The 13,699-nt window shown below is 69.2% G+C and carries 12 protein-coding genes and 2 pseudogenes; 6 read left to right on the top strand and 8 right to left on the bottom strand.

Annotated features, from left to right (window positions below):
* Positions 1–50: 50 nt before the first annotated feature.
* From BCD48_RS44040 to BCD48_RS48300, 4 genes and pseudogenes are all read left to right on the top strand, one after another.
* Positions 51–2,441: a putative bifunctional diguanylate cyclase/phosphodiesterase gene (locus BCD48_RS44040; protein WP_083420139.1), complete on the top strand. Its 2,391-nt coding sequence runs from the start codon at positions 51–53 to the stop codon at positions 2,439–2,441.
* 74 nt (positions 2,442–2,515) lie between these two features.
* Positions 2,516–2,689: pseudogene (locus tag BCD48_RS44035) on the top strand (IS6 family transposase); the annotation flags it as partial.
* Positions 2,690–3,463: 774 nt separating this feature from the next.
* The gene (locus BCD48_RS48305) at positions 3,464–3,631 is read left to right on the top strand and encodes a hypothetical protein (RefSeq protein ID WP_241842460.1); all 168 of its coding nucleotides are present in this window, start codon (positions 3,464–3,466) and stop codon (positions 3,629–3,631) included.
* A pseudogene (locus tag BCD48_RS48300) lies at positions 3,628–4,236 on the top strand (transposase); the annotation flags it as partial. The gene BCD48_RS48305 and the pseudogene BCD48_RS48300, both read left to right, overlap by 4 nt.
* On the opposite strand, the gene BCD48_RS44030 reads toward BCD48_RS48300, so the two are convergent.
* The 8 genes from BCD48_RS44030 to BCD48_RS51835 all read right to left on the bottom strand — a co-directional run bounded on the left by BCD48_RS44030 (position 4,228) and on the right by BCD48_RS51835 (position 11,986).
* Positions 4,228–5,256 carry an aldo/keto reductase gene (locus BCD48_RS44030; RefSeq protein WP_071054691.1) on the bottom strand — a complete coding sequence of 343 codons (1,029 nt, stop codon included), beginning with the start codon at positions 5,254–5,256 and terminating at the stop codon, positions 4,228–4,230. The pseudogene BCD48_RS48300 and the gene BCD48_RS44030 sit on opposite strands and share 9 nt — an antisense overlap.
* A gap of 122 nt (positions 5,257–5,378) precedes the next feature.
* A complete protein-coding gene (locus BCD48_RS44025) occupies positions 5,379–5,828 on the bottom strand; it encodes a nitroreductase/quinone reductase family protein (protein WP_198543651.1) in 450 nt (149 codons plus the stop codon).
* 259 nt (positions 5,829–6,087) lie between these two features.
* Positions 6,088–6,993 (bottom strand): AraC family transcriptional regulator, encoded by a 906-nt coding sequence (locus BCD48_RS44020; protein ID WP_071054689.1) that lies wholly within the window; start codon positions 6,991–6,993, stop codon positions 6,088–6,090.
* 311 nt (positions 6,994–7,304) lie between these two features.
* Positions 7,305–8,060, bottom strand: coding sequence for an SDR family NAD(P)-dependent oxidoreductase (locus BCD48_RS44015; RefSeq protein WP_071054687.1), 756 nt, complete (start codon positions 8,058–8,060; stop codon positions 7,305–7,307).
* Between the two features lie 222 nt (positions 8,061–8,282).
* Positions 8,283–9,446, bottom strand: coding sequence for an alpha-hydroxy acid oxidase (locus tag BCD48_RS44010; RefSeq protein WP_071054773.1), 1,164 nt, complete (start codon positions 9,444–9,446; stop codon positions 8,283–8,285).
* Positions 9,447–9,592: 146 nt separating this feature from the next.
* Positions 9,593–10,648 (bottom strand): helix-turn-helix domain-containing protein, encoded by a 1,056-nt coding sequence (locus tag BCD48_RS44005; RefSeq protein WP_071054686.1) that lies wholly within the window; start codon positions 10,646–10,648, stop codon positions 9,593–9,595.
* A 75-nt stretch (positions 10,649–10,723) separates the two neighbouring features.
* Positions 10,724–11,719, bottom strand: coding sequence for an alpha/beta hydrolase (locus BCD48_RS44000; RefSeq protein ID WP_071054685.1), 996 nt, complete (start codon positions 11,717–11,719; stop codon positions 10,724–10,726).
* Between the two features lie 90 nt (positions 11,720–11,809).
* Complete coding sequence (locus BCD48_RS51835; RefSeq protein WP_157910641.1) at positions 11,810–11,986, bottom strand: hypothetical protein; 177 nt, start codon at positions 11,984–11,986, stop codon at positions 11,810–11,812.
* A gap of 257 nt (positions 11,987–12,243) precedes the next feature.
* Between BCD48_RS51835 and BCD48_RS57105 the strand changes: the two genes are divergently transcribed.
* Positions 12,244–12,726 (top strand): glycosyltransferase, encoded by a 483-nt coding sequence (locus tag BCD48_RS57105; protein WP_071054681.1) that lies wholly within the window; start codon positions 12,244–12,246, stop codon positions 12,724–12,726.
* A gap of 15 nt (positions 12,727–12,741) precedes the next feature.
* Positions 12,742–13,272: a DUF302 domain-containing protein gene (locus BCD48_RS43985; RefSeq protein ID WP_071054679.1), complete on the top strand. Its 531-nt coding sequence runs from the start codon at positions 12,742–12,744 to the stop codon at positions 13,270–13,272.
* Positions 13,273–13,699 lie beyond the last annotated feature (427 nt).

Raw genomic sequence — 13,699 nt, 5'->3', positions numbered from 1 at the left:
GGCTAGCCGGCAAAAGTGCAGCGCCCTGCACGTCGACGAGGCGTGTTGGGATGATCGGCGCCCGGAGAAAAGCGCGATGCGTGGCGCTGGCCTGCGCGGCCTATGTCCTTGTCGTGACGGTATGTGGGTTTGTGTTTCCGCCGGATCTTGGTGAAAAGGTTGCGGGTTGCGCGGCCCTCGGCGCATGTCTGGCCGCGGCGGTCTGTCTGGTGTGGACTGGTTGGCGGGTCCGAGGAGCGGACCGCCTGTGGCGGCTGATCATCGGCGGCGCGACAATCTTGACTGCCGCCGCATCCACCTGGCACGTCCGGTGGATTATCGAACACGGCTCGGCTCTTCCGTCCCATATGCCGTGGTCGGCGAACGCCTTCCTTGTGATCATGATTGTGTATCTGGCGGGGGTGCTGGCGTTCCCTACGGACCCGCTCGACGCCGGAAGTAGCGGATTCGCCGTAGGGCGCGACGGATACCACTGGTATGTGATCACAGCGCTGGACAGCCTGGTGGTCGTTGGCTCCATGTTCCTGCTGACCTGGGCTACGGTCCTGGCGCCGGCGGTCCGAACACGACGTCTCGACGCCCCGGGGATCGTCTCCAACACGGGGACTGTGGTCGGTTACCTGGTCCTGCTAGCTGCCATCCTGCTGTTGTCGACCTTCCGGCAACCGCGGTCGGGGCTCGCGCTGGCTCTCCTCGGAGCCGGCCTCGGCGTGACGATGCTGTCCACGGCGATCTACCTCATCGTCATCGCCGCGGGGGGACACAGCATCGCGCCGATTGTGGACATCACTTGTGCCGCAGGCTGGCTGCTGCTCCTGCTCGCCGGCCTGGTCCCGGTGCCAGGCTCCCCTGTGCCAGCTCGCCGCGGTGGCAGTCCACGCACATTGTGGATACGCGCCGCGCTGCCCTACCTGGCACTGGGAGTGGCCGGTCTGATGGTGATCGGCCAGCTGATCGCGAACAGCGCCATTGACAGCATCGAACGCGGTGCCCTGATCGGCCTACTGCTGGTAGTCCTCCTCCGCCAGATGATGACTCTGGACGAGAACACCCGGCTCCTCGCATCGGTTCAGACCAGCCGACAGCAGCTGCACTACCTCGCGTTTCATGACCCTCTCACCGGCCTGGCAAACCGAAGGTTGTTCACTGACCGGATCCAGCAGGCGCTCATATGCCGTGCCAGTCATCCCTTCGCATTGGTCTACTGCGATCTCGACGATTTCAAGAGGATCAACGACACCCTCGGCCACGCCGCCGGCGATGCCCTGCTCAGGACCACTGCGAGCCGGTTGCGCAATGGTGTCCGATCGGGCGACACCGTCGCCCGGCTTGGTGGTGACGAGTTCGCGATTCTCCTCAAGGACGGTTACAGCAACCCTGAGCGAGCATGCCAACGGCTTGCCACTAAAATCCGCGCGCCGACCATCCTCGCCGGACACACTCGGCCCGTCGGTGTCAGCCTCGGACTCGTCTTGGCCGACGACCATAGCCCGCCCTGCGCCGACGCCCTCCTGCGAGACGCCGACATCGCCATGTACGCGGCAAAACGGCAGGGTAAAGGTGGGCTGGTCGTGTACCGACCCGAGCTGTCCACTCCAGCTGCTGCCCCACAGATCCGCGCTGATCTCGAAGAGGCGATCCACAGTGTCGACCGCGCCGGAAACCTGGAAGTCCGTTACCTACCTGTGGTAGATCTCAACACCGGGAAGACCGTCGCCGTCGACGCCGTGCCCTGCTGGAAATACCAGCAGTTCGGAGAGCTCGCGCCCGACCTGTTCACTCGGCTTGCCGACGAGGCAGGGCTAACTGCGGCTCTTGCCGGCCGGGTCCTCGAACAGGTCTGTCGGGACGTGATGGATGGCGGCCCGCAGGCGGCTAAGCCTGTCTTCGTCTCCGTTCCCATGAGCTTCGATCTTGAGCAGGCGCCCGTCGCATCCGCCGTGCGTCTGCTCACCGAACAGCGCACGGCCGGCCGGGCGATTATCCTCTCGCTCGCCGAAACCTGCGCGATCTCCGGCCTCACCATCAACGATTCTTTGCTACAACGCCTTGCCGCCCGCGGTGTTCGCCTCGCCCTCGATGGCGTTGGCGGCAACGCCGGCAGCTTCGCCTGCTGGCACCTCGCGTATATCGAGATCATCAGACTGCACCCCTGCCTCACCGGCCTTGACACCACCCCGGCCACCCCGCACCCCCGCCGCGTCCGCGACGCGATCCTCGCGGTCACCACCCGGCTCGACCTGACGGCGGTCGCCACCGCCATCGACAACGACAGCCAAGCGCGGCACCTCGCCAACGCCGGATGCCACCTCGGCACCGGCCCGCTCTACGGCCCACCTCGCCCCCTGAACAAGATTCCGACGGCCACCCGACCGCTATCGGCGCCAGGGCTAACGCACTCGCACATAGCGCGAGCAGGAAGACCGCCGCCGATTACTTAAATCGGCGCTGCCGTACATCCGAAGTCGTAGCCCTCCTCGGCAGCCAAGGCATGATCGAGCGATGGCGCGCCGCCCGCCCTCGTCTGCGGCCGATGCGGGGACCGAAACGGCTGCGCCCGCCCCAGACGATCAGTACCGGACATGCGCTGGTCCGGAACATCCGCCGCGGCCACTACGAACTCGGAACCGACGCCGAACCACAACGCCGGCTCGAGGCGGCATTCGCCGAGCTCGCCCACGCCATCTGACCACGAGGCCGGCCGGGGCTCCGCGCGCCCTGGCTCCTCGCACCGCAACAGGCCTGCTGACCAGGCCAATCTTATGGCGCTTGTAGGGATTGCTGCTCCAACAGGCGTACCGATCGGCTACGGTCCGTGGCGTGACGGGGGCCACACTCGAGATGGCGATCTGGGGCCTGTTGGTGGCTTCGCCATCGAAGGTCTCGATCTCTACACCGCCATCCGTAGGCATCACCGCTGGCCGTGGCAGAGCAGAAACGCCGTGCGGCCGGCCCTTGGGCCTCTACCTATGCGCCGAGCTCATTCGGCTGATCATCGGCGCCGGTGTCGCAGCGGCGAGCCGGCTCGCGACGTAGCGCCGGGCCGTTGCCGCCGACCTCGTCGGGCGCGACCCGGTCCGTCCTCACTTCGGCCTCGAGCCGTCCGCCCACGGTGATCGGCAACCGAAGGAGTCCGGCGACGACCGGCGACCGACGGGCCAGAGGAGGAGCCGGACTGCCTGTACCTAGAGGGTTCTATGTGATTGGTGATGTCAAAGGTCGCGAGTGGTGGTGACGAGTCCACAGGAGTGGCTGTGGTTCGGTTGCCTTCGGAGGTGGTCGCGTGGACGGCGGGAATACGGCACCCTCAAGTACTCGGTGATCATCTATGGGAGCCGTCGACGACGCTCACCCTTGAGCCGTCGCGGAAGCACCCGATCGGGGACGGGGGCTACTGGGGTCGGGTCTGGACGGCGATGAACGCCGTCAACGCCATTCCCGCGGTCTGCGCGTCGATCTGCACGTGCTCTCGGCCCGGGCCAACTGCGCGACGCCGGTGATCCTGTGCCACCTGCTCGGCGCGAGGATGGCCGCGCGCGGCCGCGGCGGGATCGCGCTGGTGAGCTCCACGGGCGGCACCCAGGGCGCGGGTCACCAGCAGCACCTACAACGCGGGCCGAATGGGAGTTGATCGCCCCGCTGATTCCCGGTCCCAAGCCAGGTTGTCGGCCGCCAGCGCATGAGCGCCGGGAGATCGTGAACGCGTTGGCCTACTGGATGCGGGCGGGGTGTGCCTGGCGGCTGTTGCCGCATGACCTGCCGCCCTGGCAGACGGTCTACCACTACTGGCGGCGCTGGCGGATTGAAGGCCGCTGGGAGCCGATTCTGGCCCGGCTGCGCGAACGCGACCGTGTCGGTGGCGGCCGCGACCCGACTCCGGCTGCGGGCGTTCTCGACAGCCAGAGTGTGCGCGCCACCGACCGGGGTGGGCTGCACGGCTACGACGGTGGCAAGAAAGTCCCTGGTATCAAGCGTCATCTGCTCGTCGACACCGGCGGCACCGTGCTGGTGGCCTGCGTCAGTCCGGCGCTGCGGCCCGACTGCGTGGCGTACATGGCGTACCGGCCGGACTTCGACCACCTCGAGCGGATCCTCGCCTCGGGCGCGAACGTCGTGACGACGATGTACATGCTGGCCGGCTCCGGCTACGGCGAACAGGCCCATGCGTGCTACTCCGGGGTGGAGGCAGTCGCGGTCCACATGACGGCCCCTCCACGCGGCGGTCGTTCAGGCGGCGGAGCGCTCGGCGACTGGCCGGCGACGCAGGCTCACGTTCGAGACGGCCGGTGGTGTGTATGCCACGTCGTTGGGGCCGGCGTCGGTCCCGGGCGGAACGATCTCGTCGATCCGGTCGAGGACCTCGTCGTCCAGGGTGACGTCGACGCCGGCGAGCAGGTCATCGAGGTGTTCCATGGTGCGGGGCCCGATGATCGCCGAGGTGACGCCCGGGTGGGCGATCGCGAACGCCATCGCGAGGTGGGTCATCGGCAGGCCGGCCTTGTCGGCGAGCGGGATGAGCTGTTCGACCACGTCGAGCTTGCGCTCGTCGCTGAAGTGCTGCGGCATGCCGCCGGATCGGTGGGTGTCGGTCTGCTGGCCCTTGCGGTACCGGCCGGTGAGCAGGCCTTGGCCCAGCGGGCTCCAGACCAGCGTGCCCATCCCGTACCGCTGGCAGATCGGCAGCACCTCGCGTTCGACGCTTCGGTTGACGATCGAGTACGGCGGCTGCTCGGTGCGGAAGCGCGCCAGGCCGCGCCGCTCGGCGACCCACTGCGCCTCGACGATCTCCGAGGCCGGGAAGGTCGACGTACCGATCGCGCGTACCTTGCCGCTGTGGATCAGATCGGACAGGGCTGACAGTGTCTCCTCCACGTCGACCGTCGGGTCGGGGCGGTGGACCTGGTAGAGGTCGAGGTGATCGGTCTGCAGGCGGCGCAGGGAATTCTCGACTGCGGCGATGATCCAGCGCCGTGAGTTCCCACGGTGGTTCGGATCGTCGCCCATCGGGTAGTGCATCTTGCTGGCGAGCACGACGTCGTCGCGGCGGCCCTTGAGTGCCTTGCCGACGATCTCCTCGGATTCGCCCTGGGAGTACACGTCGGCGGTGTCGATGAAGTTGATCCCTGCGTCTATGGCCCTGTGGATGATCCGGATCGAGTCGTCGTGGTCGGGGTTTCCGATGGCCCCGAACATCATGGCGCCCAGGCAGTAAGGGCTGACCTGGATTCCGGTCCGGCCCAGCGTGCGGCACTTCATGCTTCTCCTCCTTCGGAGCGTGTGGTGAGTGGTTGGTGAGTGGGCGGCCCCGTGCCTCGACGCGCTGACGCCGGGAACCGACCCGACGACGGACACGACATCACCGGCCGGCGAGGTTCGGACTATTCGGACCGCGCCGAGGACGCTGTCCGCAACTGCTCGTCGTCGAACACGATCTCGACCAGCGGGCTGCGCGCGAACCAGTCGTCGAAGTTCTGGGGCTGGCTGACTCGCGCGGCGATCTCGGGCCGGTTCTGCAGGTCGAGGACCGCAGTGATCACCCGCCGCCGTGTCGGCTCGTCGACCGGCACCGCGGTCGCGGGCAGATCGGCCGTGACCCCGTGCTTGAGATGCACGACGAATCGAGCATGGGCGCGCAGGTTCGCATACCAGCTACGGGGTACGGGCATGCCGCTCAGATACCAGCGACCGTCGACGCGGTGGAGCCAGATCTCGATACGCCGCGGGATACCGCTACGTGCACCCAGTGTCGTGATGTCGATCGTGCGCTCGGCCGCGGAGGAGTCCGGTCCGATGTCGAGTGCGCGGATGACGGCGTCGTCCACGGTCACAGCCCGGTCCGCCGCTCGTCGTCGAGGGGCACGTCGCGGTCCTCGACTCGGGTCCGCCCCAGCGTGCGGTACTTCATAACTTCTCTCCCCGGAGGCGGTCAGTGCGCGGTCTGTGACCATCATTACTCGCTTCCTTCGTCGTGGTGAGGGCCCCGGGATCCGTCGCACGTTCCGGTGACTCCATGAAAACTCCGCCACGAGCGCCGGGCCAGCAGGATCCTCTCGAGTCGTTGCACGATCCTCTTCGCTTCGCCGGCTTTTACGGCAGCGCCGCGGCAACGGGACCGGCTCCGCCGCGCAGGCGCACCGCATCAACGCTGGGCGGGAAACCGAACTGGCGCCGGTACTCCCGGCTGAACTGGGCCGGACTGTCGTATCCGACCCGGTGGCCGACACCGGTGACGTCGTTCGGACGGTTCGCCAACAGCAATCTCGCGGCCTGCAGCCGGATGTGCTTCTGGTACTGGATCGGGGTCATCGCCGTTACCGCCTGGAAGTTCCGGTGGAAGGCGGAGACACTCATCCCCGAAAGTTGCGCTACTTCCTCGACCCGGAACGGCCGGGTGTAGTTCTCCCGGATCCACCCCACAGCACGTCTGATGTGCGCCAGGCTACTGTCGGCCAGGCCGAGCTGACGCACGACGTCACCTTGTTCCCCGGTCATCAACCACCAGAGGATCTCGCGCTTGACCAACGGGACCAGTGCCTTCCGGTCCCGTGGCCGGTCAAGCAGACGCAGCAGCCGCACGACAGCGTCCAGCAACTCGTCCGGGGCGTCACTGACCGCGATTCCCGGCCGTGCCGTGCCCGGCGACCGTGGCAGATCCCCCGGCCCTGCCGCCAGCAGCAACTCCGCGATGGCGGCAGGCTCCAGAGTCATCCCGAAACCGAGCCCGGGGCGCCCCGCGTCGGCATCGATGAAGTGCCCCGTCACCGGAAGGTCGACCGAGGTGACGACGTACTGACCAGCGCCGTACTCGTAGACCCGGTCTCCCAGCGCCAGACGCTTGCGACCCTGAGCGACGACCGCCAGCACCGCGCCGGACATTGAGGACACCGGCGCCACGTTGTGGTCGGCTCTGCAGGTCCGGACCCCGTCGATAGCAATGGCTCCATCGGGACGCACATGCCGCTCAAGCAGATCGCGAAGCTCCTCCAGAGACATGCCACGATTGCAGCACAGGTCCCGCGGCGATCTTCATCCGCGCGAGGAATATGCAAGAAGTCGCGAGTTTCGTCGACCTGGATCTTCCACCGGGATCGTGAGAGTGCCCCGTCGGTCACGATCCGACGCTTCTGATTATTGTTTCGTGGTTGGTGGGCAGGGTCGGGGCCGGTTGTCGCCTCGGCGGGCGCCGGGTCCACGGCCCCGGGGGGTCAGGCGGGTCCTTCCTGGGCCGGGGCGGGTTGGCGGGTGGTCAGATCGGGGTGGCGCTCGATGCCGGCTGTCTTCACCATCCCGCGCGCTTCCCACGGTCAGTTCATCGTGGCCCCACCGTTGAGGTTGATAGTCTGGCCGGTCAGCCAGGACGTTTCTTCGGCGGCGAGGAAGACCACCGCCGCGCCGACGTCACCCGGGGTCCCCAGCCTTTTCACCGGGATCGAGGCGGCCTGTGCCCTGGTGATGTGCGCATCCCCGGTCGCGGTGTTGTTCATGAGTCCGAGGGCCAGGCTGTTGGCGGTCACCCCGGTTCCGGCGACCTCTTGGGAGAGGTGGCGGATGAAACCCTCGATCCCGCTCTTGCCGGCCCCGTACACCGATACGCCGATGCTCAGGCCGGTACGGCCCGCCCCGGAGGAGATCTGTACAATTCGACCCCACCCGTGCTCACACATGTCCTCGAGCACCGCATGGATGCAGTACATCGACCCGAAGACATTGATCTCCACTGGGCCACGCCAGCGTTCCACGGGAAGCTGACGGAACGGTGTCGCCGTCATGTCGGGGTGGATGCCTGCATTGTTGACCAGGATGTCCACGTGCCGACCGAACGCCGCCTTGACATCGGCGACCCCTGCCATGACGGCTTCTGGGTCGAGAATGTCGAACGGCACGGCAATGGCGCGCCCGCCGTCTGACTCGATGTGCGCGCGGGTTGCTTCGGCCCGCTCGGGCACGAGATCGTTGACGGCCACGGCGGCTCCCTGCGCGGCAAGAGCCAGGGCCGCTCCGGCACCCATGTTCCGACCGGCGCCGGTCACCAGCGCCACATGGCCGGTTAACTCGAACATACTATTCCTCTCTCTGGCGGAGCCCGTCGACTGCGCGGGCAGCTCCACCAAGGTTCCAATGCGCTAAAGAGTGCGCCGTGCCCAGCTCCGCGCGCATCGACACGAGACCGGCGTGCTGGCGCGGCGCACCAATGTGTTCCGATCCCCCGAGCGGCCCGCCGGTACGAACGGCCCGGCGCGAGAAGCGGACGCCGACATCAGCAGCAGCCGGTGCCGGTATCATCACCTTTCTCCGCCCTGTCCGGTCGGCCGGCGTAGGTAGGTGTCGTCGAGGTCGGCCAGGCTCGGGCAGCCGAGCAGGGACAGCGTGGTGGAGATCCCGTGGCGCAGGATTTCCAGTACCTGACGGGCGCCTTCTTCGCCGCCAGCTGCGAGGCCCCAGATGTAGGCCCGTCCGACGAGTACCGCGCTGGCGCCAAGGGCGAGGGCTTTGACGACGTCGGCGCCGCGGCGGACACCGCTGTCGAGGAGCACCTCGGCGTCGTTCCCGACCGCGGCGACGACCTCGGGCAGCACCCGCAGCGTCGCCGGTGTCCCGTCGAGGGCATTGCCGCCGTGGTTGGACACGACGACCGCGGCCGCCCCGGTGTCTACCGCGCGGCGGGCGTCGTCGCCGGAGAGCACTCCCTTGATGATGATCGGGCCGTCCCAGCGTTCGCGGATCCAGCTGACGTCGTCCCAGGTCGGAGGGTGGCGGCGCATGCTGGCGCTGGCCTCGGCGACGGACAGCGGGGGGCCGTCGTGGGTGAGCCGCACGTTGGGCACGTTCAGGCCGAGGCCGTCGCGCAGGAATCCGGCCAGCCACCGGGGCCGCAGCACCATCTCGGGGGCATAGGTCAGCGCGCTGCGCAGGTCGACTCTGATCGGCGCATTGGCGCGGCGGCGGCGGTCCCGTCCGGCGGTGCCGGCGAGATCGACGGTGAGGATCAGAGCGGTGCAGCCGGCCTTCCGCGCCGCGTCGATGGCGATCTGGGCGCCGGGCCGGCCGCCGGCGAAGTACAGCTGGTACCAGGTGGCCCGGGCGCCCGCGGCGGCGATCTCCGCGATCGGGTAGCTGGACAGGGTGCTGACCCCGATCGCGGTGCCGGCGGACGCCGCGGCGCGGGCCGCGGCCAGTTCGCCGCCGCGGTGCGCGAGCCGGATGTACCCGGCCGGCGAGACGATCACCGGCATGGACAGCTGCGTGCCGAGCACGGTGGTGGTCAGGTCATGGTTGGTGTAGGCGGTGGCGGCCCGCGGGCGGAAGGTCACCTCCTGGAAGGCGCGGCGGTTCTCCCGCAGGGTGAGCTCCTCCTCGGTGCCCCCCTCGATGAACCAGTACACGGAGTTCGGCAGGCGTCGACGTGCCCGTCGATGCCCGTCCTCAACGCTGTCCAACCGCCTCATCGCGATCAATCCCTAATCAGCAGAAATCCGGCCCGTATGGTCCACCGCCGTGTCATGGCGGTGGACCGCGCCACGCCGCCGTCCGCGTCCGCGCCGTCGCCTTGACGGGCCGCGCCTCCGGCCCGCAGAGCCCGGTCGTCATGCGGCTACGTCCAGGGTGGTCGTCGATCCCATTCCGCCTCGAGGGGCCGGTTCCTGTGCAGGCGTCGTAAGACGAGCGCGAGCTGGAGACGGAGGCGTCCCTGCGGCTCGCGGATCGACCAGCCGAGCAGGTGCTCCGCGCGAGCGATCCGATCCTGCAGCGTCGAGTGGTGCACCGAGAGGACGCCCGCCGCGGCGCGCAGGCTCGGGCTCGAGGCGATGGCGTCGAGGGTGGCGAGCATCCACGGCGCGTCGGCCCCCACGCGTTCCAGGGCGCGGACGTCGGGCGCCGGCTCCGTCGCGGCGACGACCGCGGCGGCGAGGACGGCGAGCCCGCCCAGATGGTCGGCGTGGACGATCCTCGGGCCTGGGTCCGATGCGGTGCCGTCGGCGGTCAGGCGCAGCGCCGTCCGCGCCGCCGCCCAGGACGAGGGTAGCTCCAGCACCGCCACCGCCGGGCCGACACCCGCACGCCGGCGGCCGACATCCGGGTCCGGCGCTTGGGACCCCGAAGCAGCCTCGACTCGCGCCAGACCACCTTCCAGCGCCACCGCCCGTGCCCGGGCGGTACGGTCCAGACCAAGACGCCGGGCGGCGTTGAGACGGAGGTCCGCGGGGACCGTCGCGTCGAGCACCACCTCGACCGAAGCCGGGTCGTGCGGTGTCACGCAGCCGGCCGCGACGCCGCGCCTGGTCCGTGCGAGGACGACGCGGGCCGCCGCCGTGGCCCGCTCGAGCACCATCGCGTCGATCGGACCTGCCGGGCCAGGGCGCTCCAGCCAGAGCGCCTGGGGACCGCCGGGGACAACAGGTGCGCTCAGCCACGCCGGATCCGGGCGGGTGACAGCGTCGCGCCGCCGACCGTCGGCCTCGATCTCGATGTGCACCCGGCGCTCGTCGTCGATGAGCCGCGCCGGGCAGCCCGCGAGCACCGCCGCGCCGCGCACGATCGGCTCCAGGCCAGCTTGCCCTTCGATGAGCCGGTCGAAATAGGCGATCACCTTGACGGCGGCGCCCGCGTCGGGGTCGAGCGCTGCCAGCTTCGCGACGAGCTCTCTCACCGCTACATCGTGCCTGCCGCAACCGCCGGTGCCCAGCCGTATACGGACGGCTGCGCCCGGTCCGGGGGCCTCGAGTCATGCCTGCAGAACCCTGCGCAGCCAACGTACCCGCGCCGCCTTGGCGTCCCGCGAGATCGCGGCCTGCGGAGCCGTGCGGTCGAATCCATGGAAGCCTCCCGGCCACACGTGCAGCTCAGCGCGGCCGCCGGCCTGCCAGATACGGGTGGCGTAGGTGACGTCCTCGTCCCGGAAGGTCTCCGCCGAGCCGACATCGACGAAGGCCGTTGGAAGCCCTGACAGGTCGGCGGCCCGGGCCGGCGCGGCGTAGGGCGAGACGTCCGGGCCGCCACACCCGGCCCCAAGCAGTGCCGACCAGCCCGTGCTGTTCGCATTGCGATCCCACACCCCCTGTCCGGCCATCTGGCGACTGGACGGGCTGTCGTTCCGATCGTCGATCATCGGGCACATCAGCATCTGCCCGGCCAGGGGTGGGCCGCCGCGGTCCCGGGCGAGCAGCGCGACCGCCGCGGCCAGACCGCCCCCCGCACTGCCACCGGCGACAATGATCCGATCCGGATCCACGCCCAGGTCGCCGGCATGGGTGGCCGTCCACACCAGCCCCGCGTAGCAGTCCTCCACCGGCGCGGGGTGCGGATGCTCGGGGGCGAGACGGTATTCCACGGAGACGATCGCGAGGTTCAGCTCCTGCGCCCAGTCGAGCGCCTCCGGGAGGCCCAACCGGTTGTCGCCGAGGATCATGCCTCCGGCATGCATGTAGTAGATCGCCGCCATCGGCGCGCTGGTCGCCGTGGGCCGGCACACCAACAGGGAGACCGCTGGCGCGCCGGGCGGCCCGGGCACCGACAGATCCTGGACCTCGAACGCCCCGCCGCGGCTCAGATCCTCATCCGAGGTCCTCCACTGTGCGAAGGACGCCCGCATCGCCGGGATCATGTCCACTGTCACCGGGAGCGACATCTGATCGCCCAAGACGTCCAGAACGGCGGCCAGCTCGAGGTCGAACGGAGGCGGCGGGCCGACAGCAGAAGGTGCCGGAGTCGTGGTCGTCATTGGCTCTCCCGTCATCGACGTCCTGACCTGACCGTCAGACGCATGCTGCACCTCACGCATCCCGCACCACGACCCGCCGTCCGACGGGCATCACCCGCCAGGTGGCGGGTGACGCCCGACTCCCCGGTCCTCGGTGCCTTCCGGCGCCAGCACGTTGATGGGCGGCGCCACCAGGTGCCGGTCGGTGTTCTCGCCCGCGTCATCGGCGCGGGCGCCGAAGGTCCCAGGGACGAGTAGCGCCGGCCGCCCGTCCACCGCTCCCCGCACGACGGCCTGAGACAGGCTCCGGCCACGCCATCCGGCCTCCACCGCAGCTGAAGCCGCTCGCCGGCCCGGATCGGACTGATGTACTGCACGTTCGCCCAGATCACGGAACGCCCCAGCACCTGCTCGGCGACGGCGGCGCCCAGACCGGCGCCGCCCCACAGCGTGCCGTTCGAGTTGAGCAGGGGCGGCCCGCCCCGGCGGTCGCCCCCGTCGTTGTCCGGGCGCCCCGGCCGGCGATCACGGGGCTCGACCGCGACGTGCTCGTCGACGTGACGGTCCGCCACATCCGCGCGATGGTCGACGGCGACCTCGACGACTTCGTCGCGCTCACCCATCCCCAGGTCGCCTTCGTCGGACCGCCACGCCAGCCGGTCGACCTCGGCTGGCGGGCGCCGGCCTGGTGGCGCGAACTGTCCGGGCGGCGGGTCGTGCTTGTCAACCAGGGGACGGTCGCGACCGACGCCGACCAGCTGATCCGGCCCGCGCTGGCCGGGCTCGCGGGCGAGGACGTGCTCGTCGTCGCGGCCACTGGAGGCGGCGACCCGGCGGGGCTAGAGCCGCTGCCGGCGAACGCACGGGTACCTGAACCTTGCCGCCGTGGTTGGCGACCTTGCCGGACCACCAAAGCCACCTGGTCCAGGCGATGCACGGCGGACAGCCGTTTGCCCGCCGACGTCGACCGGGTAGACATCCCTCTGTATTTGACCGACAGCGGCGTGTTGTGCTGTCGAGCGAGCTGACATGCGGAGAAGTTCATGACAGTCCCCGTACACACTACTGAGCCCGTATGCGTCACTGAGCACCTGGTGCGCCGGCTCGACGTTGCGGTGCCCCTGCCCTACGACCGGGCCGTGTCGCGATATGAGGAGCTCGTCCCCGCGGTAGACCTCGCCCGGTTCGGGCTGCTCGCCACCTGGGACGCCGCCCTCGAACTCGCCGAGATCAACGCGCCGCACGGGTTCATGATCTACTGGCGCAGCGACGTCACCGCCACGATGGCCGGTTCGCCCTCGGACTGGAAGTGCGTCGAGTACCTGATGGGCAACCACACGATCGCCGAACGCATGTTCCGCCACGACCCGACCGTGATGCTGTACGCACCCCTGCGCACGGTCATCTACGCCAACACCGAGGGCGACACTCGTTTCGCGATAGACCAGCCAAGCACGCTGTTCGACAGCTACGGCAACCCCGCCATCGCCGAGGTCGGCCGCCACCTCGATCGGCTGGTCGCGAATCTACTCACGAGGCTCGGCGCCCCAGTGCCCGAGGAACTCGCTTCGTGACCGCCCCGTGAGCTCTCGCAGACCGACGGCGGGAGCCGCGGCAACCTTCTACACCTCATGCGCCGAGGTACCCGCTTAGTGGTGAGGGCCGGCGTCGCCGGCCACGTGGGGCGTCGGAAAATGCCTGTGGTCACCTGGACGACGTCGGGCGAGCTTGGTGCCGAAGGTTGAGCCCGTCGCTTAGTGTGACGTGGGGATCTGCAGGCACGTGGGACTGCTGCTTCGAGCGCGACCTCTAGACTCTTTGATCATCGGATCCCCCCGGGTGGCCGCCCTGTCCTGTCGGGACGACCGTCTGGGGGTCTGATGGAAGCGCAGGTGGCGCGGTGCGCCGGTCTGGACGTGCACAAGGACGAGATCGTGGCCTGTGTGCGGGTCACCGAGCGGCCGGGTGGGTCTGCCCAGGTCCAGTTGCACACGTTCGGGG

The sequence above is a fragment of the Pseudofrankia coriaricola genome, from assembly GCF_001854805.1.
GTDB lineage: Bacteria > Actinomycetota > Actinomycetes > Frankiales > Frankiaceae > Pseudofrankia.
This window is presented reverse-complemented; position numbering and strand designations above follow the sequence as displayed.

Excerpts from the sequence above, each read along its gene's own strand:
- BCD48_RS44040 (WP_083420139.1), top strand. The coding sequence starts at position 51 with ATGATCGGCGCCCGGAGAAAAGCGCGATGCGTGGCGCTGGCCTGCGCG.
- BCD48_RS44030 (WP_071054691.1), bottom strand. The coding sequence starts at position 5,256 with ATGAAGTGCCGCACGCTGGGCCGGACCGGAATCCAGGTCAGCCCTTAC.
- BCD48_RS44020 (WP_071054689.1), bottom strand. The coding sequence starts at position 6,993 with ATGTCTCTGGAGGAGCTTCGCGATCTGCTTGAGCGGCATGTGCGTCCC.
- BCD48_RS44015 (WP_071054687.1), bottom strand. The coding sequence starts at position 8,060 with ATGTTCGAGTTAACCGGCCATGTGGCGCTGGTGACCGGCGCCGGTCGG.
- BCD48_RS44010 (WP_071054773.1), bottom strand. The coding sequence starts at position 9,446 with ATGAGGCGGTTGGACAGCGTTGAGGACGGGCATCGACGGGCACGTCGA.
- BCD48_RS44000 (WP_071054685.1), bottom strand. The coding sequence starts at position 11,719 with ATGACGACCACGACTCCGGCACCTTCTGCTGTCGGCCCGCCGCCTCCG.
- BCD48_RS43985 (WP_071054679.1), top strand. The coding sequence starts at position 12,742 with ATGACAGTCCCCGTACACACTACTGAGCCCGTATGCGTCACTGAGCAC.